This is a genomic window from Rhizobium sp. 01L410, assembly GCF_056400165.1.
Genome location: NZ_JBFTST010000001.1, coordinates 446,822 through 470,021, shown reverse-complemented (window position 1 = coordinate 470,021; position 23,200 = coordinate 446,822). Strand labels below are relative to the sequence as shown.

Below are 23,200 nucleotides of genomic sequence, written 5' to 3'. Positions count from 1 at the left end.
TGAAACCAACAAGAAAGACTGGAGAACCAGTATTATCATATGGAGACTAAGCTTCTAACCGTCGATCCGATGCGGGACGCCGATGTCGTCCAGGCACTCGGGTCTCCGACGCGGATCGAGATCCTCAACCTGTTGCGCCAGAAGGGGCCGCTGAATGTCAACGACATCGCGGCGCAGATGGGCTTGCCGCAATCGACGACGGCGACCAACCTGAAGGCGCTGGAGCAGGCGGGCCTCATCCAGACGCAGACGATGAAGGCGAGCAAGGGCAACCAGAAGGTCTGCTCCAGCATCTATGACGAGATACTGATCCGCTTTGGCGCCAATGGCACAAAGGCGAGCGAGGACGTGGTCACCGTCAGCATGCCGATCGGCCTCTTCACCGAGTTCGAGGTGGGTGCGCCCTGCGGCCTCTGTTCGGTCAACAACGTCATCGGCATGCTCGATGTGCAGGAAGTTTTCCTCGACCCGCAGCGCATGCAGGCGGCACTCCTCTGGTTCACCCGCGGCTATGTCGAATACAAGTTCCCGAACAATGCCAAGGTCTCGGGCAAGAAGATCCGCAAGGTGGAGTTCTCAGCCGAACTCAGCTCCGAAACGCCGGCCACCAACGCCAACTGGCCGTCCGACATCTCCATCTGGGTCAACGGCATCAAGGCCGGGCACTGGACTTCTCCCGGCGATTTCGGTGACCGTCGCGGGATGTATTCGCCGGCCTGGTGGAAGCTCTCGGGCTCTCAATATGGCAAGCTGAAGACCTGGACGATCGACGAGACCGGAACCTGGATCGACGGCGCCATGGTCTCCACGCAAACTATTGCCTCGCTTGGTATCGCCGATCACCACTCGATCCGCTTCCGCATCGGCATCGACGAAAAGGCCGACAATCCTGGCGGAATGAACATCTTCGGCAAGGGTTTCGGCGATTTCGATCAGGACCTGATAATGTCGATCTATTTCTAGCAGCTTGCGCCAGCGCCGGCGGTTTTCAAGATCAGTTGCCGATGCCGAAAAATTCGCGGGCGGAGAGACATTCGAAGTCTCCGGGGCTGCAGGTGCGACAGACATGCGGCCGCACGGCGTAGATGGCGCAGGATGTCTTCGACCGTATCTCGCCGACCAGGGCGGAGCACCGGTTGCCTTCGCAGCGCATACCCGCTTCATCGGCTGCCACATATTTCAGCGGTATCAGATCGAGCTCGGCATCCGACTCGGTCGAGAAGCGCGGCCAGTCGGCCGAGAACGAGCAGCAAGCGCCGCATGTCTGGCAGTCGAAGTCTGTTTGTGTGTCCATGGGCAGGGCATATCACAAACCGGGTGCGGATCGACAGCGGTTTGGCGATCACATCCGAGATAGCGCCCTACCGGCTGCGGCCGATGCTGGCATACATGCCGGTGGTGCGGAACTCCGTGGGCGTGATGCCGTAGACGCGGCGGAAGACCTTTGCGAAATAGTTAGCATCCTCGAAGCCGCACATGATCGACACCTCTTTGACCGGCAGGAAGTCGGCCTTGGTCAGCAGCTTGGCGGCGCGCTGCAGCCGTTGCTGCAGGACATACTCCGCGGGTGGTATGCCCTCGCTTTCGGAAAAGCTGCGAGAGAAGTGGGCGCGGCTTAGGCCGACGATGGCGGCGAGCTCGCTGACCGGGAGCGGTTTTTCCAGATACATGTTGATATGGTCGATCACCGGCTGCATCAGGCTCTGCTCGGCGATGAAGGCCGGCGAACCGAAGACGTCGTCATAGAGCGCCATGGCCGCCTCATAGGCGATGGCCGAAGCCGAGCCGGGGGTCGTTGCACCCTTGACCAGGCGCAGGCTGCAATCGGCAAGATGATCGATGGTAGATTGCTGCAGTTTGAGCACCGGACCGGCAAGCGCCAGCACCATCTTGTGGATGCGCAACGTCTCGTCGCCATTCATCGAGATCCAGAAATACTCCCAGCGCTCGCCCTTTTCGAGCCAGTAGCGGTGATTGTGCGGCACCAGCACCATCATCGTGTCGCCGCCCTGGAGCTTGTAGTTGCGGTTCAGATAACGCAGGTGGCCGCTGCCGCTGATCGTGTGCTGCAGCACCGTAAACGGCGTCTGGCCGCGCTTGCGGCCGTCCCAGTCATAGGTCTCGTTCTCGCGAACTTCGTAGCCCGCACTGGTCGGCATGGCGTGCAGCCTCTGGCGTCCGCGGGGCAGCGAAACGGTCCGCATGGCCTGTCCGTTGGCGATCAAATCGTGCAGCACAAAATTACCCTCGAAAGCATAATCCTTCTCTGGCCGCCCTGCCGAATATGCGCATAATCCCTTCGCATAAGAGGAAGAGATCGCGGCCGGACGAACGGCCGGGAGGAATACAGGTTTCAATTCCAGTGGTTTTCACCTGCATGTGCAAACGTGCGGCTTGGTTCTCCCTTGTCTTCTCTCTACGTAACATTCGATCGGACCGAGGTGAAGGACATGAGTTTCAAAATCGCTATCATCGGAGCCGGCAGCGTCGGCTTCACCAAGAAGCTGTTTACCGATATCCTATGCGTGCCTGAATTCAAGGACATCGAATTCGCGCTGACCGATCTCAGCGAGCATAACCTGCAGATGATCAAGGCGATCCTCGACAAGATCGTCGAATCCAACAAGCTGCCGACCAAGGTGACGGCGACAACCGATCGCCGCGAGGCGATCTCCGGTGCGCGCTATGTCATCAGCTGCGTGCGCGTCGGCGGCCTGGAAGCCTATGCCGACGATATCCGCATTCCGCTGAAATACGGCATCGACCAGTGCGTCGGCGATACGATCTGCGCCGGCGGCATTCTCTATGGCCAGCGCAACATCCCCGTCATTCTCGACTTCTGCAAGGATATCCGCGAGCTGGCCGAGCCGGGCGCAAAATTCCTGAATTATGCCAACCCGATGGCGATGAACACCTGGGCGGCGATCGAGTATGGCAAGGTCGACACGGTCGGTCTCTGCCACGGCGTCCAGCATGGTGCCGAACAGATCGCCGAAGTGCTCGGCGCCAAGTCGCTCTCCGAGCTCGATTACATCTGCTCCGGCATCAACCATCAGACATGGTTCGTCGATCTGAAGCTCAACGGCCGCAAGATCGGCAAGGACGAGCTGGTTGCCGCCTTCGAGGCGCATCCGGTCTTCTCGCAGCAGGAAAAGCTGCGCATCGACGTGCTCAAGCGTTTCGGCGTCTATTCGACCGAAAGCAACGGCCACCTGTCGGAATACCTGCCCTGGTACCGCAAGCGGCCGGAAGAGATCACCAAATGGATCGACATGTCCGACTGGATCCACGGCGAGACCGGGGGTTACCTGCGCCACTCGACCGAGACCCGCAACTGGTTCGAGACCGAGTTCCCGCAGTTCCTCGCCTCGGCCGAAAAGCCGATCGATCCGGCCAAGCGCTCCAACGAGCATGCGAGCCATATTCTTGAGGCGCTGGAAACCGGCCGGGTGTATCGTGGCCACTTCAACGTCAAGAACAATGGCGTGATCACCAACCTGCCATCCGACGCGATCATCGAGTCGCCCGGCTTCGTCGACCGCTTCGGCATCAACATGGTCTCGGGCGTCACCATTCCGGAAGCCTGCGCCGCCACCTGCATGGCATCGATCAACGTTCAGCGCATGTCGGTTCATGCGGCCGTGACCGGCGATATCGACCTGCTGAAGCTCGCCGTGCTGCACGATCCTCTAGTCGGCGCCGTCTCGACGCCGGAAGAGGTCTGGCAGATGGTCGATGAGATGGTCGTCGCCCAGGCCCGCTGGCTGCCGCAATATGCGCATGCCGTGCCTGCCGCCAAGGAGCGTCTGGCCAACAGCAAGGTCAAGACGAAGGAATGGGCAGGGGCTGCGCGCCGCAACGTCCGCTCGATTGAAGAGCTTCGGGCCGAAAAGACGGCGCTGAAGCAGGCGGTCTGATTTTCCGGTGAAGCAAGCCGCGGCGGTCCTTCGGGAGGAAGGCCGCCGCGCGAAGGCTTGCTTCATCATTCCTAGAGGAGAAGCGGAGACGCCTGCAAGCGCTCCGGAACAAGAGGGAGAGACGATGACGAATTTCCGTAAGATCGGCATCCTGGCTGGACTGGCGCTTGGCGTCTCAGTCGCGGCCTTGAATGCCTACGCTTCCGAGCCGACCACTCCGCCAGCGCCGCCGCCGTTTCCGGCGGAAGGCAAGATAAAATACGTGTCGCGAGACTCCATCGAGGAGTTCAAGGCGCTTCCTTCCTATAACGAGCCGGATTGGGTCAAAAAGAACTTTGTCGATACCGGTAAGCTTCCGGCCGTCAAGGATCGCCTCCCGAAGGAGCCGCTGGTCTTCAAGACCGCGAACATGCCTGACGGTATCGGCGTCTATGGCGACACGATGCGTCATGTCATCGGTGGCCGTCCGGAAGGCTGGAACTATGGCGCCGGCCAGACGCAGGGCTGGGGCGGTATCGATATCGGCCTCTCCGAGTGCCTGACGCGCACCGCGCCGCTCTTCCAGGTCGAGGCCAAGGATACCGAGCCGTTGCCGAATCTGGCCAAGGGCTGGGAATGGTCGGCCGACGGTCACAAGCTGACCATGCATCTGGTCGAAGGTGCCAAGTGGTCTGACGGCGCGCCGTTCAATGCCGACGACATCATGTTCTACTGGGAAGACGAAGTCGTCGACCCGAACGTCTCGCCGCTCGGCGGCGGTGCATCGCCTGAGGCTTTCGGCGAGGGAACGACGCTCACCAAAGTAGATGACTACACGGTGGAATGGACCTTCAAGGAGGCCTTCCCGAAGCAGTATCTCTACACGATGGCTTACCCGAATTTCTGCCCGGGCCCGTCGCATATCCTGAAGCCGCAGCACCCGAAATATTCGAAGAACACCTACGACCAGTTCAAGAATGCCTTTCCGCCCGAATTCATGAACATGCCTGTCATGGGTGCCTGGGTGCCGGTGGAATATCGTCCTGACGATATCATCGTCATGCGCCGCAACCCGTATTACTGGAAGGTCGACGAGAAGGGCAATCAGCTGCCTTACCTCAACGAGCTGCACTACAAGCTCTCGACCTGGGCTGACCGTGACGTTCAGGCCGTGGCCGGCTCGGGCGACTTCTCGAACCTCGAACAGCCTGAGAATTTCGTGGCATCGCTGAAGCGTGCCGCCGAAAAGACCGCTCCGGCGCGTCTCGCTTTCGGTCCGCGCCTGATCGGCTATAACCTGCGCATGAACCTCTCCGCCAACGGCTGGGGCGATCCCGATGCGCGTGGCGAAGCGATCCGCGAGCTGAACCGCAACGAGGACTTCCGCAAGGCGGTCACCATGGCGGTCGATCGCAAGGCCATCGGCGACTCGCTGGTCAAGGGTCCGTTCACCGCGATCTATCCGGGTGGCCTGTCCTCGGGCACGAGCTTCTACGACCGCAATTCCACGGTCTACTATCCCTACGATCTGGCAGGCGCCAAGGCGCTGCTCGCCAAGGCCGGCCTGAAGGATACCGATGGCGACGGCTTCGTGAACTTCCCGGCCGGAACGGCCGACGGCAAGGATGTCGAGGTCGTGCTGCTGGTCAACAACGGCTACGCCACCGACAAGAGCCTTGCAGAAGGCGTCGTCGGGCAGATGGAAAAGCTCGGTATCAAGGTCATCATCAATGCCCTCGACGGTCCGAAGCGTGACGATGCCCATTACGGCGGCCGCTTCGACTGGCTGATCCAGCGCAACACGCCGGAACTGGCTTCCGTGGTGCAGAACACCGAGCAGCTGGCTCCGATCGGTCCACGCACCAGCTGGCAGCATCGCGCCGGCAAGGATGGCAAGGTCGATCTGATGCCTTACGAAGAAAAGCTGGTCGATCTCGTCACCAAGTTCCAGGCGAGCCAGAACAACGACGAGCGCGTCGATCTGATGAAGCAGTATCAGAAGGTCGCGACCGAGAATGTCGATACCGTCGGTCTGACGGAATATCCGGGCGCCCTGATCGTCAACAAGCGGTTCTCCAACGTCCCGCAGGGTACGCCGATCTTCATGTTCAACTGGGCTGAAGACTCCGTCATCCGCGAGCGTCTGTGGGTGGCCGCCGACAAGCAGGGCAAATACGAGCTGTTCCCGCAGCAGCTGCCCGGCAAGCCCGGAGACAAGGGTCCGATCAACTAAGAGCTCCCTCCCAACCGAATGAGCTTCCGGCCGCGCGTGCTGCGCGCGGCCGGGCATAATCAACAAGCCGGCCGCGCTAGAGACGAGCGACTGGCGGCAAGGAGAAGCGAACCGTCCGATGCTACGATTCCTGCTCATGCGCATCGCCTCGGCGATCCCCGTCCTCTTCATTCTGAGTGTGGTGACATTTGCGATCATTCAGGCGCCGCCCGGCGACTACGCAGATTACATCCGCTCACAGCTGATCAATCAAAGCGGTGCTTCCTTCGCACAGGCAGATGCGCAGGCCCAGGCCTACCGCGTCGAACATGGCCTCGATAAGCCGATGGTCATCCAGTACGTGAACTGGATGAAGGGCATCATCACGGAAGGCGATTTCGGCTACAGCATGTTCTACAACAAGCCAGTCGCCGATGTCGTCGCCGAGCGACTGCCGCGCACCCTGGCGCTGGCCCTGGTCTGCCACATCTTCGCATCGATCCTCGGCATCAGTTTCGGCATCTGGGCGGCAACCCGCCAGTACACGTGGATCGACAGCCTGCTGTCCGGCATCTCCTTCCTCGGCATGACCGTGCCGCGCTTTCTGATGGCGCTGATCATCGTCTATCTCCTGGTCTTCCAGTTCAACGTCACCGAGATCGGCAGCTTCTTTTCGCCGCAATATGGCGGAGCGCCGTGGTCCTGGGCGAAATTCATGGATCTCGTCAGCCATGTCTGGCCGGTCGTTGCCATCGCCACCTTCGGCGGCCTCGCCTACAACATGCGCGTCATGCGCGGCAATCTGCTGGATACGCTGAACGCCCAATATGTCGAAACCGCGCGCGCCAAGGGATTGTCCGGCAGTGCCGTCGTGTTGCGTCATGCCGTTCCGAATGCGCTGCATCCGCTCGTCATGTATCAGGGTGTCGTGCTTCCCTACATGCTGACCGGCGAAATCGAGACGGCGATCATCTTCTCGCTGCCGACCGTCGGCCCCGCCATCGTCGGCTCCATGGCGATCGGCGACGTCTATGTCACCGCCACCTTCATGCTGGTTCTCTCGGCAACGCTGATCGTCGGCAACATCATCGCCGACATGCTGCTGGCGCTGCTTGATCCCCGCGTCCGTCAGTACGGAGGAGCCTGAGATGCTGGCTTTCGACTCTTCTCCGCCACCTCCGCATGAGGAAACCGTCAAGAACGTGCCGGATGGCAACGAGAGCTATATGGCGCTCGTCTGGCGCCGCCTGCGCCGGTCCTGGACCGGAATGATGGGCCTGATCCTGGTCGGCCTGCTTATCATCATGGCGATTTTTGCAGACTTCTTCGCGCCGATGGACCCGAAGGCCACGGATGTCGGCTTTGCCCCGCCGCAAATGATGAGTGTCCACGACAAGGACGGCAATCTCGTCTGGCCGCGGGTCTATGCGCTCGGCGATTCCGAGGAGCTCGATCCCGTCACCTTCCAGCCGATCGTCGGCCCCGACTACGACAATCCGCGTGTTCTCGGCTTCTTCGTCAAGGGTGCGGAATACCGCCTGCTCGGGCTGATCCCGGCCAACCGGCATTTTTTCGGCACTGTCGGCGGCGAGCCGGTGCATTTCCTCGGCACCGACAAGTTCGGCCGCGATGTGCTGTCGCGCGCCATCATCGGTTCGCGCATCTCGCTGATGATCGCGTTGACCGTCGTCTTTATCGTCACCATCGTCGGAACGACCGTCGGCATGGTCTCCGGTTACTTCGGCGGCAGCTTCGATGTCTGGGTCCAGCGCTTCGTCGAGCTGGTGCTCGCCTTCCCGCAATTGCCGCTCTATCTGGCGCTGACCTCGCTGATCCCGATCACCGCGCCGACGAACGTCTTTCTCGCATTCGTGATCTTCGTGATGTCGGCGCTCGGCTGGGCGCAGATGTCGCGCGAGGTGCGCGGAAAGACGCTGGCGCTGGCCCGTATCGACTATGTGCGTGCGGCGATGGCCGTCGGCGCCACCGACCGCCGCATCATCTTCCAGCACATTTTCCCGAATGTGATGAGCCACGTCATCGTTGCCGTGACGCTGCATATTCCAAGCGTCGTGCTCTTGGAGTCCTTCCTCGGCTTCCTGGGCTTTGCCGTGAAGCCGCCACTGATCTCCTGGGGCCTGATGCTGCAGGACACGGCAAACTATTCCGTCATCGGGACCTATCCCTGGATCCTTGCTCCCGTCGGCTTCGTGCTCGTCACCGTCTTCGCGTTCAACGCGCTGGGTGATGGTCTGCGCGACGCAGTCGATCCTTATTGAGGTGATGCAGATGGCTCTCGCTCTCGTCAGTTCCTTCGCTCCACCCGTCCGCCACGACCACGATGGCCGCGACGAAACACCGATCATCGATGCGCGCAATATCGGCGTGAATTTCAAGGTCGAACACGGGACCGTGGAAGCGGTGAAGGACATTTCCTTCCAGCTCTATCGCGGCGAAACGATCGCCATCGTCGGCGAATCCGGTTCCGGCAAGTCGGTGACGGCGCGCACCGTCATGGGGCTGTTGTCGAAGCGCGCCGTCGTCGCCCCGCAGTCTTCGGTCGATTACGACGGCAAGAACATTTTGAAATTCTCGGAGCCTGCCCGGCGCAAGCTGCGCGGCAACCGGATTTCCATGATCTTCCAGGAGCCGATGAGCTCGCTGAACCCGATCTATACGATCGGCAGCCAGATCGTCGAAGCCATCCGCGTCCACAACAGGGTCAGCCGTAAGCAGGCTGAGGCGCGGGCGCTGGAGCTTCTGAAGCAGGTGCAGATCCCCGATCCGGAAATCCGCCTGCAGCAATATCCGCACCAGCTTTCCGGGGGGCAGCGCCAGCGAGTGATGATCGCCATGGCGCTCTCCAACAATCCCGATGTGCTGATCGCCGACGAGCCGACAACGGCGCTCGACGTCACCGTGCAGGCGCAGATCCTCAATCTCATCCGCAACCTGCAGAAGGAATTGCGGATGGCGGTGATCCTGATCACCCACGACCTGACGGTCGTCCGCCAGTTCTCCGATTACGTCTATGTGATGCAGCATGGCGAGATGCGCGAGCACAACACGACCGAGCAGCTCTTCGCCAATCCGCAGCATCCCTACACCAAGCATCTCCTGGCATCGGAGCCGCGCGGCCAGGCCAATCCGCTGCCAGAGGGATCGGATATCATTCTCGACGCCCGCGGAGTGCGCGTCTCGTTCATGATGCGCCATGGCGGCTTCTTCAAGCCGGAGCTGAAGGAGCTCGTCGCCGTCGACAGCCTCAACCTGACGCTCCGCCGGCACGAGACGCTCGGTCTCGTCGGCGAATCTGGTTCGGGCAAGACGACCTTCGGCCAGGCCCTGGTGCGCCTCAACGACCCGGATACCGGTGAGATCTATTTCGACCGGCAGCCGATCCACGGCAAGTCGCGATCCGAAATGCGGCCGCTGCGCTCGCGCATGCAGATCGTCTTCCAGGATCCCTTCTCGTCGCTCAACCCGCGCATGACGATCGGCCAGATCATCGAGGAAGGACTCGTCGTCAACAAGCTCGGCGCCACCAGGGCTGAACGTCTCGACCGCGTGCGCGAGGCGCTCATTGCAGCCGGCATGCCGGGCAATATTCTCTCGCGCTTTCCGCACGAATTCTCGGGTGGCCAGCGCCAGCGCATCGCCATTGCCCGAGCCATTGCGCTCGAGCCCGAATTCATCCTGCTCGACGAGCCGACCTCGGCGCTCGATCTCTCCGTCCAGGCGCAGATCATCGAGCTTCTGCGCAAGCTGCAGGACGAGCGCGGCCTCAGCTACCTGTTCATTTCGCACGATCTCAAGGTCGTGCGTGCCCTCTGCCATCGTGTGATCGTCATGCAGCATGGCCGGATCATGGAAGAGGGTCCCGTCAACGAAGTTCTCACCAATCCCAAGACCGCCTACACCGAACGGCTCGTGAAAGCCGCTTTCGAGGTAGCCTGACTGCCTGACGCCGGAGGTTCATATGGCAAATCCCAGAATTACGTTCATCGGAGCTGGCTCCACCGTTTTCATGAAGAATATCGTCGGCGATATCCTGCAGCGCCCGGCGCTGTCGGGCGCCACGATTGCGCTGATGGACATCAATCCGCAGCGGCTTGAAGAAAGCGCCATCGTCGTCAACAAGCTGATCTCGACGCTCGGCGTCGATGCCAAGGCGGAGACCTATTCGGACCAGCGGAAGGCCCTGACCGGTGCCAATTTCGTCGTCGTCGCCTTCCAGATCGGCGGCTACGAGCCCTGCACGGTGACCGATTTCGAAGTGCCGAAGAAATACGGCCTGCGCCAGACGATCGCCGATACGCTCGGCGTCGGCGGCATCATGCGCGGCCTGCGGACTGTCCCGCATCTCTGGAAGATCTGCGAAGACATGCTCGCCGTCTGCCCCGAGGCGATCATGCTGCAATATGTCAACCCGATGGCGATCAACACCTGGGCGATCTCCGAGAAGTATCCCACCATCAAGCAGGTCGGCCTCTGCCACTCGGTGCAGGGCACGGCGATGGAACTGGCCCATGACCTCGACATTCCCTACGAAGAGATCCGCTACCGCTCTGCCGGTATCAACCACATGGCCTTCTATCTGAAGTTCGAGCATCGGCAGCCGGACGGCTCCTACCGCGATCTCTATCCGGATCTCGTCCGTGGTTACCGCGAAGGCCGAGCGCCGAAGCCCGGCTGGAACCCGCGCTGCCCGAACAAGGTGCGCTACGAGATGCTGACCCGCCTCGGCTATTTCGTCACCGAAAGTTCGGAGCATTTCGCCGAATACACGCCCTATTTCATCAAGGAAGGCCGCGAGGACCTGATCGAGAAATTCGGCATCCCGCTCGACGAATATCCGAAGCGCTGCATCGAGCAGATCGAGCGCTGGAAGGGCCAGGCCGAAACCTACCGGACAGCCAACACCATCGAGGTCAAGCAGTCGAAGGAATATGCTTCCTCGATCATCAACTCGGTCTGGACCGGCGAGCCCTCGGTCATTTACGGCAACGTCCGCAACAACGGCTGCATCACCTCGCTGCCGGAAAATTGCGCCGCCGAAGTTCCCTGCCTCGTCGATGCCTCCGGCATCCAGCCGACCTATATCGGTGCCCTGCCGCCGCAATTGACGGCGCTGATGCGCACCAACATCAACGTCCAGGAACTGACCGTTCAGGCCCTGATGACGGAAAATCGCGAGCATATCTATCATGCCGCGATGATGGACCCGCATACGGCCGCCGAACTCGATCTTGACCAGATCTGGTCGCTGGTCGACGATCTCCTGGTCGCCCACGGCGAATGGCTGCCGGAATGGGCTCGCGGCAGCCGCAAGGTCCGCGCTGCTTAAGAGTGATGCCGTTATCGGCGCCGGCGGAGACGCTGGCGCCGGTTATCGCTTGACTGCGGCCGTCAAAGCATTTGGTATGGCTACATTAGCCACCTATGGCGGCGCGGGCTCTTCCGCACCGGAACCACATGACGGCCGCAAAGCATTCGGTGCGAAGGACTTTGACAGCATGGGCGGCGGGTATCCTGCTCGCCACGCCATTCGCACATCCCGCAATGGCGGTGGAAGAAGTGCAGGGACCGGCGCCCGCCGGCTGCCTCTATACGCGCTCAACTGAGGGCGTGGGCGAGACGCTCTGCATCCGCAAGGACAGCTTCAATCGCGATCTCTGCAGCGCCATCGAGCGATCGGCGGCGGACTTCCAATTGCCGCCGGATTTCTTCGCGCGGCTGATCTGGCGCGAAAGCCGCTTCCGGGCCGACGCCCTGAGTTACAAGGGTGCCGAGGGCATAGCCCAGTTCATGCCGGGAACGGCAAAGCTGCGGGGTCTCAGTAACAGTTACGACGTTCTGGAGGCCCTGCACAAATCGGCGGAATATCTCGGCGAGCTGCGCGACCGGTTCGGCAATCTCGGCTTCGCCGCCGCCGCCTACAATGCCGGTGAGAACGGGCTGTCGAACTATCTCTCCGGCGGAAGCCTGCCGTCCGAGACGCGCGCCTATGTGATCGGCATCACCTCCTACAGCGTCGACGACTGGAAGAGCAGCGCGCCCGAAATCGCGGCACCCGCGCTCGACAAGACCAAGACCTTCCTCGACAGCTGTGTTGCCCTTGCCGAACGCCGCAAGCTGCGCGAGCCCGCCTGGCAGACCGAGGGCACATGGATGCCCTGGGGCGTGCAGATCGCCGCCCATGCCAATCCGGACGCTGCCCGCCGCCTGTTCTTTGCCGCCGTCGGCAGGCTGCCGGCACCCCTCAATGCCGAGCAGCCGCTGGTCATGCGCCAGCGTGACCGCAGCTTCGGCTTCCGGCCGCGTTATGTGACGCGCATCGCCCGTCAGACCCGGGACGAGGCCAATCAGCTCTGCGCCCAAATCCGGAAAAGCAACGGCACCTGCCTCGTCTTCAGGAATTGAACGAAGGGCTTCACGGCCGCTCGCGATAATATGACCGGCGGTCTGCTTGCCGTCCACGAAAGGGCGGAATAGCGTCATATTTCAAAAGATATAACGTCCCAGTGATATCCGCGAAATCAATTGCCCAGAGTGTCCAGCACTTTTCCTGTCTCGCCGTGTAACAAAATGCGCGCCGCGCCCGTACTTATCTGCAGACAGGACCAATTTCGGACAAGGAGGTCTGAAGATGTTGAATAGACGCATGCTGCTCCTGAATACGGGGCTGGCCGCCATCGGCTTGAAGCTGGCGCTATCGGCGACAAACGCAAATGCCGACGAGACATTTGCCGTCACGCACACGGATGCCGAATGGCAGTCGCTGCTGTCATCCGACCAATATGCGGTTCTCCGCAAAGAGGCGACTGAACGGCCGTTCACCAGCCCGCTTCTCAACGAACACCGCAAGGGCAATTTCGCCTGCGCCGGCTGTGATCTGGAGTCCTTTGCATCGACGACGAAGTTCGACAGCGGGACCGGCTGGCCGAGCTTCTGGGCGCCGATCGACAACAAGGTCGTCGGCACGACGCGCGACTCGTCCTTCGGCATGGTCCGCGAGGCTGTCCATTGCGGGCACTGCGGCGGTCACCTCGGGCATGTCTTCGACGACGGCCCGAAGCCGACAGGCCTGCGCTACTGCCTGAACGGCATCGCATTGAAATTTCATCCGGCCTCGGCCTGATAAACGGAAAATATCATGATCCTCTTTGTCCTCGCCTATCTGGGCGGCGTGCTGACGATCGTCAGCCCCTGTATCCTGCCGGTCCTGCCTTTCGTCTTCGCGCGGGCGGGCCAGCCTTTCATGCGCTCGACGCTGCCGATGCTGGCGGGCATGGCCGCAACCTTCGCAGCCGTCGCCAGTCTCGCCGCGATCGGCGGCGGCTGGGCGGTGCAGGCGAACGAGTATGGCCGTTACGCCGCGCTCGTCCTGCTTGCCGTTTTCGGTATCGTTCTGCTGTTTCCGGCGCTCTCGGATCGCCTGACACGGCCGCTTGTTTCGCTCGGCGCCCGCCTGTCGCAGTCTGCCGACAAGGAGAGCCGCAGCGGCGGCTCGACGGTTGTCGCTTCTCTGCTTCTCGGCGTTGCCACCGGATTGCTCTGGGCGCCCTGCGCTGGTCCGGTCCTGGGTCTGATCCTGACCGGGGCTGCCTTGCAGGGCGCAAGTGTCGGCACGACCTTGCTGCTGCTCGCCTATGCGCTCGGCGCTGCGACGTCGCTGGCGCTGGCGCTCCTCGTCGGTGGCCGCGTTTACCAGGTGATGAAGCGGTCGCTCGGCGCCGGCGAGTGGGTTCGCCGCGGCGTTGGCGTTGCCGTTCTCGTCGCGGTGGTGGCGATTGGGCTCGGCGCCGATACCGGCTTCCTGACGCAGGCATCGCTTGCCAGCACCGGCACTCTGGAGCAGGGTCTGATCGACAAGCTGCACCCCCAGCAACAGCAGGCTGACAACTCCGGTTCCTCGGTCCTCATGCAGGGTGGTGACGCGATGATGAGCGGCAACAACCAGATGATGATGAGCGGCAATCCGGCCATGAGCGGCTCGAACGCCATGATGATGAAAGGCGCGCCGAAAGCGGGCGGTGCCGAGGCGCTTCCGGTCGAAGCCACCATGCCGTCGCTCGACGGCGCCGTGCAGTGGCTGAACTCGCCGCCGCTTTCCATGCAGGCGCTGAAGGGCAAGGTGGTGCTCGTCGATTTCTGGACCTATTCCTGCATCAACTGCATCCGCGCCATTCCCTATGTCAAAGCCTGGGCCGAAAAGTACAAGGATCAGGGTCTCGTCGTCATCGGCGTCCACGCGCCTGAATTCGCCTTCGAGAAGAATGTCGACAACGTCAAAAAGGCGATCGGCGATCTTGGCATCACCTATCCCGTCGCTATCGACAACGACTATGCGATCTGGCGGGCCTTCGACAATCAGTACTGGCCAGCGCATTATTTCATCGACGCGGAGGGCCGGGTGCGTCACCATCATTTCGGCGAGGGCGACTACGACGGCTCGGAGCGGGTCATCCAGCAGCTGCTCGCCGAAGCAGGCAAGGCGAACGTCTCGTCCGATATCGTCGACGTGAAGGCAACGGGCGCAGAAGCCGCATCGAACCAGGCGGACGTTCAGTCGCCGGAGACCTATGTCGGCTGGCAGCGTTCGCAGAATTTCGTCGATGACAAGGGTACGGTCAACGATGCCGCACATACTTATGTTGCCGCCACGCCGCGTCTGAACGAATGGGGCCTGACAGGCAACTGGACTGTTGGCGCCGAACAGGCGAAGCTCAACGACAAGGACGGCAGCATCTATTACCGGTTCCATGCCCGTGACCTGCATCTCGTGCTTGGGCCGGGAGAAGACGGTAAACCGGTGCGCTTCCAGGTGACGGTCGACGGCAAGCCGCCCGGCGATGGGCATGGCGTCGATACTGACGCCGATGGCAACGGCACGGTCACCGGCCAGCGTCTCTACCAGCTGGTTCGCGAGACCGGCGCGGTCGGTGATCATACGTTCGAAATCCGCTTCCTCGATCCCGGCGTCCAGGCATTCGCATTCACCTTCGGCTGAAAGGAGCAAACCATGACCAGCCAACAGGAAAACAACAGATCCACCCGTGCCATCCGCACCATCGCGCTCGGCGCCGCCGCCCTGCTGATGACCGGCGCTGCCTTCTACTTCACGCCGTCATCGGCTGAAGAGGCCCGCGTCATCCCGGCGCCTGCCGTCGATGAGCAAGCGGCGTCAGGCACGGAAACGGCGACGTTTGCCGGCGGCTGCTTCTGGGGCGTGCAGGGCGTGTTCCAGCATGTAAACGGCGTGGTCAGCGCCACGTCGGGCTATGCCGGCGGCAGCAAGAGCACGGCGCAGTATGAAACGGTGAGCGGCGGCGATACCGGCCACGCAGAGTCCGTGCAGGTCGTCTTCGATCCGAAGAAGGTCAGTTATGGGCATCTGCTGCAGATCTATTTCTCCGTCGCCCATGATCCGACGCAGCTGAACCGCCAGGGGCCGGATACGGGCACGCAGTACCGCTCGGCAATCTTTCCCGCCGGCAACGAGCAGGCCAAGGTCGCCAAGGCCTATATCAGCCAGCTCAACCACGCCCGGGTCTTCGATGCGGCGATCGTCACCACCATCGAGCCGGGCAAGAATTTCTATCCGGCCGAGAATTATCACCAGGACTTCCTGACAAACAACCCGACCTATCCCTATATAGTGATCAACGATCTGCCGAAGATCGCAAGCCTCAAGCAGATGTTCCCTTCGGACTATCGCGACAAGCCCGTTCTCGTCGCGTCAGCCGGAGGCAATTGAGGCGGCAGGTCATTGCTAGGAGAAAATCATGCAGCACTATAAGAAGAGTGCCGAAGCCATTGCCAAGCTCACGCCGGAGCAATACCGCGTGACGCAGCAATCGGGAACCGAGCGTCCCGGCACCGGCGAATATCTCGATAACAAGCAGCCTGGCGTCTACGTCGATATCGTTTCGGGCGAACCGCTTTTTGCTTCTGCCGACAAGTTCGAATCCGGCTGCGGCTGGCCGAGCTTTACCAAGCCGATCGAGCCCGCCAATGTCAGCGAGCTGACCGATATCTCGCATGGCATGGTGCGCACCGAGGTGCGCTCCAGCCATGGCGACAGTCATCTCGGGCATGTCTTCCCCGACGGCCCGCGTGACCGCGGTGGCTTGCGCTATTGCATCAACTCGGCGTCGCTCCGTTTCGTCCACCGCGACCGGATGGAAGCGGAAGGATATGGCGCCTATCTCGACCAGGTGGAGGAAGTTCAATGACGACCGAACGCGCAGTTCTCGCAGGTGGCTGCTTCTGGGGCATGCAGGATCTGATCCGCCGCTACAACGGCGTGATCTCGACTCGTGTCGGCTATACCGGCGGCGAAGTGCCGAATGCCACCTATCGCAATCACGGCAACCACGCCGAGGCGATCGAGATCATCTTCGATCCCGCCAAGATCAGCTATCGCGAGCTTCTGGAATTCTTCTTCCAGATCCATGATCCATCGACCCTGAACCGCCAGGGCAATGACCGGGGCGCCAGCTACCGCTCGGCGATCTTCTACACGAGCGACGAGCAGAAGCGCGTCGCCGAGGATACGATCGCCGATGTCGATGCCTCAGGTCTGTGGCCGGACAAGGTCGTCACCGAAGTGACAGCCGACAGCGATTTCTGGGAAGCAGAGCCCGAGCACCAGGACTATCTGGAGCGGATTCCGAATGGCTATACCTGCCATTTCGTTCGTCCGGGCTGGAAGCTGCCGAAGCGCAACGCTGCCTGATCGCAGCGGCGATCGATGTTTGAGAGGAGGGGCGGCCGGCAGGCTGCCCCTTTTCATATGATCACAAATATTAGCGAATCCGCTTTTTCGTTGGCGCGAATATTCGGTTCGGGTTATTCGGATTCCAAACGGGATTCGATTCATGGCCAACAAAGATCAAGTTCTCGTCACGCTGCGCACCTACATGCAGGTCAAGCGCGCGCATGACCGGAACCAGGCCGAATATCTCGCGATCCTTCAGGAGAAATCCAGGGAAGAACCGATCGATACCGCCGCGATTGCCGAGTTGACCGCCGCGCATCATGAGCTGCAGCGGCCGCTGATCGAAGAAATGAGCTACCGCTGGCAGGTTCTCGAAGCCTGGTATGATGACATCGAGGTCGATCTCGTCAGTTGGGCGATCCGCAATCCAAAATTTGCAAGCACCGCCCGGGGCTAGGCGGTTCTGTCTCTCCAGCCGGATTATTATGGTATTGTTGCGCCTGAAGGAGTTGTGGTATCGCCCTGCCGTGTTCCGGTCTAGCCGCTCAACTTTCACGCTTATTATTAAATACTCATTTAATGCTCGATCGTTAAGATCGGCACATCAACGTACGATCCAGAACGCTGACTTCCATCGTGCAGACGAGATTTCGACATGCGGATTAGCACCATCACGAATTGGGCCTATGGCGTCACCGTCGGCCTGACGCTGCTATCCGGCGGCGCCTTCATCCTGTCCGCACGCAGCGCAGATTTCGAGCGCCGGGCCGTAGTCGAAAGCCAGGTTTTCGACGAGTTGTCCGAGCAACTGGCGATGGCAGCCGAGCAGACGAGCGAGGATGCACGCCTCTTCGTCATGCGGGGCGAAGACCGCCATCTTCAGGCCTTCAGGGGCGATGAAGAGGGAGAGCGGGATCGCGAGCAGGCGATAAAGTCTCTCAAGTCGGCGGCGCTGTCTTCGCGGGAAGCAGCCTTGATCCAGGAAGTGGAACAGGATGGCGAGGCTCTGGACGCGCTCGAGGAGCGCGCCGTTGCCACCTATGCTGGCGGCGATCAGGAAGGCGCGCGGCAGACTTTGTTCGGGCCGGAGCACGAGCGGGTCCAGGGCGATCTTCTCACCAGTGTCCGCCAGTTCACCGATCTCGTCGCGACCCGCACCAGCGATGCGCTCGCGGATGCCAAGGAATGGAGCGACTTCTGGGGCGCCGTGGCCAAGAGCCTGCTCGGGCTGACCGCGGCGGTTTTCCTCGGTGTGCTCTATTTCGTCCTCAGGCGCCGCGTCGCGATGCCACTGATGCGGATGACTGGCATCGTCAACCGCCTCGCAAAGCAGGATTATGCCGTCGAGGTGCTGCCAGATAGCAGGCGGGACGAGATCGGCGAGATGAACGACGCAATCCAGATCTTCCGCGACAACGGCCTCGAGCGCGAGCGGCTGGACGCCGAGCGGCGCGAGGACCAACGCACCAAGGATCTCATCCTGCAGATGATGCACCGGCTGCAGGCCTGCCAGCGCCAGGAGGAGCTCGCAGAGGTCGTATCGCTATTTGCGCCGCAGATCTTCCCGAATTTCGCCGGGCACCTCTATGTCATGAACGATAGCCGCACCGCCTTGAGCTCGATCGGCAGCTGGCGGGAGCCGCGCCGGGCCGGGCCGGCGCTGACCTCGGCGGAATGCTGGGCGCTGCGCCGCGGCCGGCCGCATGTCAGCGATGCCGCTGCCGGCGATATCCCATGCCAGCATCTTTCCCATGCCGAAGACATGGGGATCTGCGTTCCGCTCTCGGCTCAGGGCGATACCGTCGGCCTGCTTTATTTCGAGGGCGCATCCGACGGCCAGGCAATCGCGGCGGCGCGTCTCTATTTCGAACTGATCGCCGAGAATATCGGTCTCGGCGTTGCCAATCTCCAGCTGCGCGACCGGCTGATGGGGCTGGCGATAAGGGATGGCCTGACCGGGCTTCTGAATCGCCGCTCGCTGGACGAGGCGCTGAACCGGATCGCCCGGGACGGGGCAGGTGATGCGATCGCCATCATGGCGGATATCGATCATTTCAAGCGCTTCAACGACGAATTCGGCCATGACGCCGGAGACGAAGTCATGCGCCGGGTTTCCGCCATCCTCTCGGAAGCGGTCGGTGATGCCGGTATCGTCTATCGCTTCGGCGGCGAGGAGTTCGCAATCCTGCTGACGGGGGCTTCCGAAGACAGCGCACTCGATCTGGCGGAAAAACTGCGGACGCTGATTGCGGCAACGCCGGTGACCTATCATGGCCGCCTGCTTGGCGCCGTCACGATCTCGGTCGGCGCTGCATCGACTGCGCGCGATGCGCCATCCGCGGACTTGCTGCTGCGTGCCGATGCGGCCCTGCTCAACGCCAAATCGAAAGGGCGAAACAGGACGATCGCCGACTGGGTGGAGCGCGCCGCATCCGACAGGCGCCGGGCGGTCTGACGGCTTTAGCTGCACCGCTAATTGGTCAGGCGGCTTACGGATTTGGTGGCGGTCTGGGCAATAGACGAAAAGGCGGCGACCAGTCCATCCATGGTTTCCGGCTCATAGTAATTCGCCGTCGTTGATGCGCAATATTTGAGAAGGTTTTTGCCGTTGGCAGGGGCCATGAAGGCGACGGTGTAGATCGTGATGCCGGCGCTCTTGGCGGCAGCGCATTCATCGCGCACCGACTGGTCGAGCGCCTTGCTCCACTGGTCAGTCATGCCGGTCATTTCACCGTCGGTCATCAGAACGATCACCCTGTCGGAGTTGGCATTGTCCTTCTTCTTCTGTTCGACACTTTCAGTGTCCGTGCCATAAATGTTCTTCTTGATGGTTGTGGTCGCTGTATTCACGGCCGCGGTCGCGTCGGTTCCGCTGAGCGGAGCGACCACGATATTCGAAACGTAGCGCCGCGAATCCGTTGTTCCCCAGGCCATCGCCGATTTCCCCTTGATGCCTGCAGTATAGGAGATCACGCCTGTACGAACGTATTTTGCAGAAGGATCGGATTTGTCGAAGGCATCGAAGAGCGCGGTTGCCGCCTGCTTGAGGGCCTCGATCTTGGTGACATAGACCGGCGGGCCGTAAAGCAGGCAGCCATTGAAGATCGGGATGATGCATGTCGCGCTTTTCAACGTCGTGGTGTTCTGCGACATCGAGGTGGATTCATCGACGAGCACTTCCATCGACAGACCGCTTTTGGTGCTGCCGGATCCGCTGGTGGTGTTGCTCGCTGCCGCGATCGTCTTGCTGCTACCGGCAAGGAACGCGATCAGCGGCGTCAACGTCACCGTCGCGGAAGAATTCACTGCAACGGTGAAGGACTTTCCGGTCGCGCTCGTTGTCGTCGTGATCGTCGCATTGGTGGCGTTCTTGATGGCGGTTGCTGAGGTGGAACTGACATAATTGGCCATCTGCCCGCCGACGAAATCTTTCGCCAGAGCCTTTCCGGAAGTCTCATCGGCCTTGCCATCGGCAAGTGCTGTCGAGACCGCGAGCGCGGCGGAATCGGTCGCTTCCTGCAACTGGCGTTGAGAGAGCATGATGTTGCCGAGATCGATCGCCAGCCCCGCGGCGCCGATGAGCACAGGCAGGACGATCGCGGTCATCATCGCGAAGTTGCCATTGCGGCTGGTGCGCAGCTGCCGCATGTTTTGCAGAAAGCCAGACATCCGGTTGTAACGGCTTATATCCAGGATTGTGCCGTGCGATCTATCCGGGTGATTAACGCAAGCAAAACGTGTTCAAAGAAGCGACCGTCTTTGAGACACGACAATCTTTCGAAGCCGCATTGGCGGATGCACGGTTCGGACTATATCCTTCGACAGGGTCCATAGCCGGTGATTGGATTGCCGATGTTCGAGACGCTCGCGATACTCATGACGCTCTCCGGAAGTGCGGCCGTGCCGGTACAGGCAGGCGCCGGCGAGGTCGACGTCAAGCTCGTACTGGCCGTCGATACGTCCCGGTCGATGGACTTCGAAGAGGTGCGCATTCAGCGAGAGGGCTATGTCGAGGCGCTCAAGCACAAGGAATTCATCGACGCCGTCAAAGGTGGTCTGACAGGGCGCATCGCCATCAGCTATTTCGAATGGGCGGGCTTCGTGGTGCCGGGCTCAGTGCTCGACTGGCATCTGATCGAGAACGAAAGCGATGCGATCGCATTTGCCGATAAACTGGAACAGCGGCCGCTGAACACCCAGAGGCGCACATCGATATCGACAGCGATTACCCAGGGGACGTCGATGATCGTTTCGAGCCCATATACAGCGATGCGGCAGGTGATCGATGTTTCGGGGGATGGCACAAACAATGCCGGCAACCCTGTTGCGCCAACCCGCGACAAAGCGGTGGAGGCGGGGCTCATCATCAACGGGTTGGCGCTGATGCTACGGCCATCAGGGGCGCCGGGCGGCCTCGACAACTATTATGCCGACTGCGTCATCGGCGGCCCGGGCGCTTTCGTGCTGCCGGTCTACAAGATCGAGGATTTCGGCATCGCTGTCCGCCGCAAGCTGGTGCTTGAGGTCAGCGGCCTCAGCCCGGTTCCGGACATCCAGAAGGCCGCTGCACCGCCGAAGAGCGATTGCATGGCCGGCGAAAAGCAATGGCAGGATTTCTTCGATCGCTGAGGATCAATGCAGGCGTCCGCCGCTATTGACCGTGAGATCGGCCGACGTGATCCAGACACGGCCGTCGAAGGCGACTTCGCCTCTGTCGGTTTTGCCGCTGGCGATCCGCTCGATCAGCCCGAGATGCTGACGTACGGCGTCAATACGCTGCGGATTTGCCGCCTTCAGCGCTTCATCGAGCACGCAGACGGCCTGGCGCGCCGCGCCGTCGCCCATGATGATCAGCGTATGATTTGCCTTGGCGAGAATCTTGCCGGGAAGAGTGACGAGCCGCATCTTACCACCTCGATCTGTTTGCAAATGCCGCCTCAAGAAGAGGGCGCGACTGCCGCCAAGGCTGGTCCAATATGGTTAACGATTGGTTAACGCGCCGGAGCCGACGGGTGCGCGAACACGTCGCGTCCCATCGGCTCCTGGCGTATTTCCGAACCTTATTCCTCGCGGAATGCCCGCATCATCTGGTCGGTGAATGGCTTTGCCAGATAGGACAGCGCGCTGCGCTCGTCGGTCTGAACATAGACTTCCACAGGCATGCCGGGAACGAGCTTGCGGCTGCCGAGCTGCAGCAGGTCGGAAGGCTTGATGGTGGCGAGATAGTAGGGCCGGCCGGTGGTGCGGTCGGTTGCCGTGGCGGCGGCCACGACATCGACGGCGCCGTGGAACTCGGGCGTCGTGCGCTGATTGAAGGCCGTAAAGCGCATGCGTGTCGGCTGGCCGGGCGAGATGCGGTCGATATCGGCAGGCGGCACCTGGATTTCGACGGTCATCTCTTCGCTATCGGGAACGACGGACATCACCGTCGCACCGGCACCGACGATGCCGCCGATCGTGTGGATCTGCATGTCGTAGATCAGCCCATCGACCGGCGCGCGCACTTCCATCCGTGACAGGCGGTCACCGGCGGCAACTTCCCGTTCCGTGAGTTCGGCAATCTTGGCCTCGAGCCCGACGATCTCCGTCTGCGCCTCCTTGCGGCGGTTCTGATCGAGCGACAGGAGCTTCATCCTGACTTCGCTGATCTCGTTTTCAGTTTCGGCCATGCGGGCGATCAGCTCGCCGCGGGCGCCTTCGATCCGCGCCTTCTGCCGGGCGGCGTCGCGCTGCTGGGTGATCTGAATCAGGCCTCTTGCCAGCAGCTGGTTGGTCTTTTGCAGTTCCAGATCGATGATTGCCTTTTCCTCATCGTTGGAGTGCTGCTGGGCGCGATAGCCCTCCACCTGCTGCTGCAGCTGCGCAGCCTGCAGGCGAAGCTGTTCCTTCTGATTGGCGAGCATGCCGAGGTTTTCGGTAAACAGCTTGGTCTCGCTCCTGGCGAGCGGGGCAGGGACGTCGAGCCCTGCGAAGCTGACGGTCTCGGCCCCGTCGCGTTCGGCGGACAGCCGCGCCATCATCGCCTGCAGTTGCTGCAGCTGGCTGCGAACGATCGTCAGTTCGACACGGGTTTGGGTTTCGTCAAGGCGGAAAAGTACGGAACCCTTGCGGACGGCGTCGCCGTTGCGCACCAAGATTTCCGAAACGATGCCGCCATCGCGGTGCTGGATCACCTTGACCTGTTGCGAAACGGCAACCTGCCCCTGCGCGATGACGGCACCCGAGAGCTTCGCCTGTGCGGCCCAGCCGCCAATGCCGAAGACCAGCGCCCCGGCGAGAAACGCCGAGAGATAGATGCGGCCCGAAATGCCGAACTGCTTTTGTGTTTCTTTCTTTGCCGGCTGCATGTGCTTTCCCCTAGCTTTTCTT

21 protein-coding genes are annotated in these 23,200 nt (G+C 61.4%); 16 read left to right on the top strand and 5 right to left on the bottom strand.

Annotated elements, in window-relative coordinates; all coding sequences use genetic code 11:
• Window positions 1-39: 39 nt before the first annotated feature.
• A complete protein-coding gene (locus AC1DV9_RS02070; protein WP_112388666.1) occupies window positions 40-963 on the top strand; it encodes an ArsR/SmtB family transcription factor in 924 nt (307 codons plus the stop codon).
• A gap of 31 nt (window positions 964-994) precedes the next feature.
• Here AC1DV9_RS02070 and AC1DV9_RS02065 read toward each other — a convergent pair whose 3' ends face one another.
• A complete protein-coding gene (locus AC1DV9_RS02065) occupies window positions 995-1,294 on the bottom strand; it encodes a YkgJ family cysteine cluster protein (protein WP_112444142.1) in 300 nt (99 codons plus the stop codon).
• Window positions 1,295-1,361: 67 nt separating this feature from the next.
• Window positions 1,362-2,237 (bottom strand): AraC family ligand binding domain-containing protein, encoded by an 876-nt coding sequence (locus tag AC1DV9_RS02060; RefSeq protein WP_442208540.1) that lies wholly within the window; start codon window positions 2,235-2,237, stop codon window positions 1,362-1,364.
• A gap of 213 nt (window positions 2,238-2,450) precedes the next feature.
• Between AC1DV9_RS02060 and melA (AC1DV9_RS02055) the strand changes: the two genes are divergently transcribed.
• From melA (AC1DV9_RS02055) to AC1DV9_RS01990, 14 genes are all read left to right on the top strand, one after another.
• Window positions 2,451-3,917: an alpha-galactosidase gene (gene melA / locus AC1DV9_RS02055; RefSeq protein WP_477945886.1), complete on the top strand. Its 1,467-nt coding sequence runs from the start codon at window positions 2,451-2,453 to the stop codon at window positions 3,915-3,917.
• A 124-nt stretch (window positions 3,918-4,041) separates the two neighbouring features.
• The gene (locus tag AC1DV9_RS02050) at window positions 4,042-6,129 is read left to right on the top strand and encodes an ABC transporter substrate-binding protein (protein ID WP_112515236.1); all 2,088 of its coding nucleotides are present in this window, start codon (window positions 4,042-4,044) and stop codon (window positions 6,127-6,129) included.
• A 118-nt stretch (window positions 6,130-6,247) separates the two neighbouring features.
• A complete protein-coding gene (locus AC1DV9_RS02045) occupies window positions 6,248-7,255 on the top strand; it encodes an ABC transporter permease (protein WP_112514527.1) in 1,008 nt (335 codons plus the stop codon).
• Between the two features lies 1 nt (window position 7,256).
• Window positions 7,257-8,387 (top strand): ABC transporter permease, encoded by a 1,131-nt coding sequence (locus AC1DV9_RS02040; RefSeq protein WP_477945884.1) that lies wholly within the window; start codon window positions 7,257-7,259, stop codon window positions 8,385-8,387.
• Window positions 8,388-8,397: 10 nt separating this feature from the next.
• Window positions 8,398-10,065 (top strand): ABC transporter ATP-binding protein, encoded by a 1,668-nt coding sequence (locus AC1DV9_RS02035; RefSeq protein ID WP_112515237.1) that lies wholly within the window; start codon window positions 8,398-8,400, stop codon window positions 10,063-10,065.
• Window positions 10,066-10,087: 22 nt separating this feature from the next.
• Window positions 10,088-11,455, top strand: coding sequence for an alpha-galactosidase (gene melA / locus AC1DV9_RS02030; protein ID WP_477945883.1), 1,368 nt, complete (start codon window positions 10,088-10,090; stop codon window positions 11,453-11,455).
• Between the two features lie 215 nt (window positions 11,456-11,670).
• Window positions 11,671-12,531, top strand: coding sequence for a lytic transglycosylase domain-containing protein (locus AC1DV9_RS02025; protein WP_477946355.1), 861 nt, complete (start codon window positions 11,671-11,673; stop codon window positions 12,529-12,531).
• Window positions 12,532-12,757: 226 nt separating this feature from the next.
• Window positions 12,758-13,249, top strand: coding sequence for a peptide-methionine (R)-S-oxide reductase MsrB (gene msrB / locus AC1DV9_RS02020; protein ID WP_477945881.1), 492 nt, complete (start codon window positions 12,758-12,760; stop codon window positions 13,247-13,249).
• Between the two features lie 15 nt (window positions 13,250-13,264).
• Window positions 13,265-15,121, top strand: a complete 1,857-nt coding sequence (locus tag AC1DV9_RS02015; RefSeq protein WP_477945880.1) for a cytochrome c biogenesis protein DipZ — start codon at window positions 13,265-13,267, stop codon at window positions 15,119-15,121.
• 12 nt (window positions 15,122-15,133) lie between these two features.
• Window positions 15,134-15,868, top strand: coding sequence for a peptide-methionine (S)-S-oxide reductase MsrA (gene msrA / locus AC1DV9_RS02010; RefSeq protein WP_477945878.1), 735 nt, complete (start codon window positions 15,134-15,136; stop codon window positions 15,866-15,868).
• Window positions 15,869-15,896: 28 nt separating this feature from the next.
• A complete protein-coding gene (gene msrB / locus AC1DV9_RS02005) occupies window positions 15,897-16,346 on the top strand; it encodes a peptide-methionine (R)-S-oxide reductase MsrB (RefSeq protein WP_112388654.1) in 450 nt (149 codons plus the stop codon).
• Window positions 16,343-16,849, top strand: coding sequence for a peptide-methionine (S)-S-oxide reductase MsrA (msrA, locus tag AC1DV9_RS02000; protein WP_477945877.1), 507 nt, complete (start codon window positions 16,343-16,345; stop codon window positions 16,847-16,849). The genes msrB (AC1DV9_RS02005) and msrA (AC1DV9_RS02000) overlap by 4 nt, the downstream gene beginning before the upstream one ends.
• Window positions 16,850-16,991: 142 nt before the next feature.
• Window positions 16,992-17,288, top strand: coding sequence for a hypothetical protein (locus tag AC1DV9_RS01995; protein ID WP_112388652.1), 297 nt, complete (start codon window positions 16,992-16,994; stop codon window positions 17,286-17,288).
• A gap of 198 nt (window positions 17,289-17,486) precedes the next feature.
• The gene (locus tag AC1DV9_RS01990) at window positions 17,487-19,286 is read left to right on the top strand and encodes a diguanylate cyclase (RefSeq protein ID WP_477945875.1); all 1,800 of its coding nucleotides are present in this window, start codon (window positions 17,487-17,489) and stop codon (window positions 19,284-19,286) included.
• 17 nt (window positions 19,287-19,303) lie between these two features.
• On the opposite strand, the gene AC1DV9_RS01985 is transcribed toward AC1DV9_RS01990, so the two are convergent.
• A complete protein-coding gene (locus tag AC1DV9_RS01985) occupies window positions 19,304-20,500 on the bottom strand; it encodes a TadE/TadG family type IV pilus assembly protein (RefSeq protein WP_112388650.1) in 1,197 nt (398 codons plus the stop codon).
• A gap of 183 nt (window positions 20,501-20,683) precedes the next feature.
• On the opposite strand from AC1DV9_RS01985, the gene AC1DV9_RS01980 reads away from it, so the two are divergent.
• A complete protein-coding gene (locus tag AC1DV9_RS01980) occupies window positions 20,684-21,460 on the top strand; it encodes a DUF1194 domain-containing protein (protein ID WP_477945873.1) in 777 nt (258 codons plus the stop codon).
• Between the two features lie 3 nt (window positions 21,461-21,463).
• Here AC1DV9_RS01980 and AC1DV9_RS01975 read toward each other — a convergent pair whose 3' ends face one another.
• Window positions 21,464-21,736: a hypothetical protein gene (locus AC1DV9_RS01975; RefSeq protein WP_112388648.1), complete on the bottom strand. Its 273-nt coding sequence runs from the start codon at window positions 21,734-21,736 to the stop codon at window positions 21,464-21,466.
• A gap of 155 nt (window positions 21,737-21,891) precedes the next feature.
• On the bottom strand, window positions 21,892-23,178 hold the full coding sequence (locus tag AC1DV9_RS01970) for an HlyD family type I secretion periplasmic adaptor subunit (RefSeq protein WP_477941605.1): 1,287 nt from the start codon (window positions 23,176-23,178) through the stop codon (window positions 21,892-21,894).
• Window positions 23,179-23,200 lie beyond the last annotated feature (22 nt).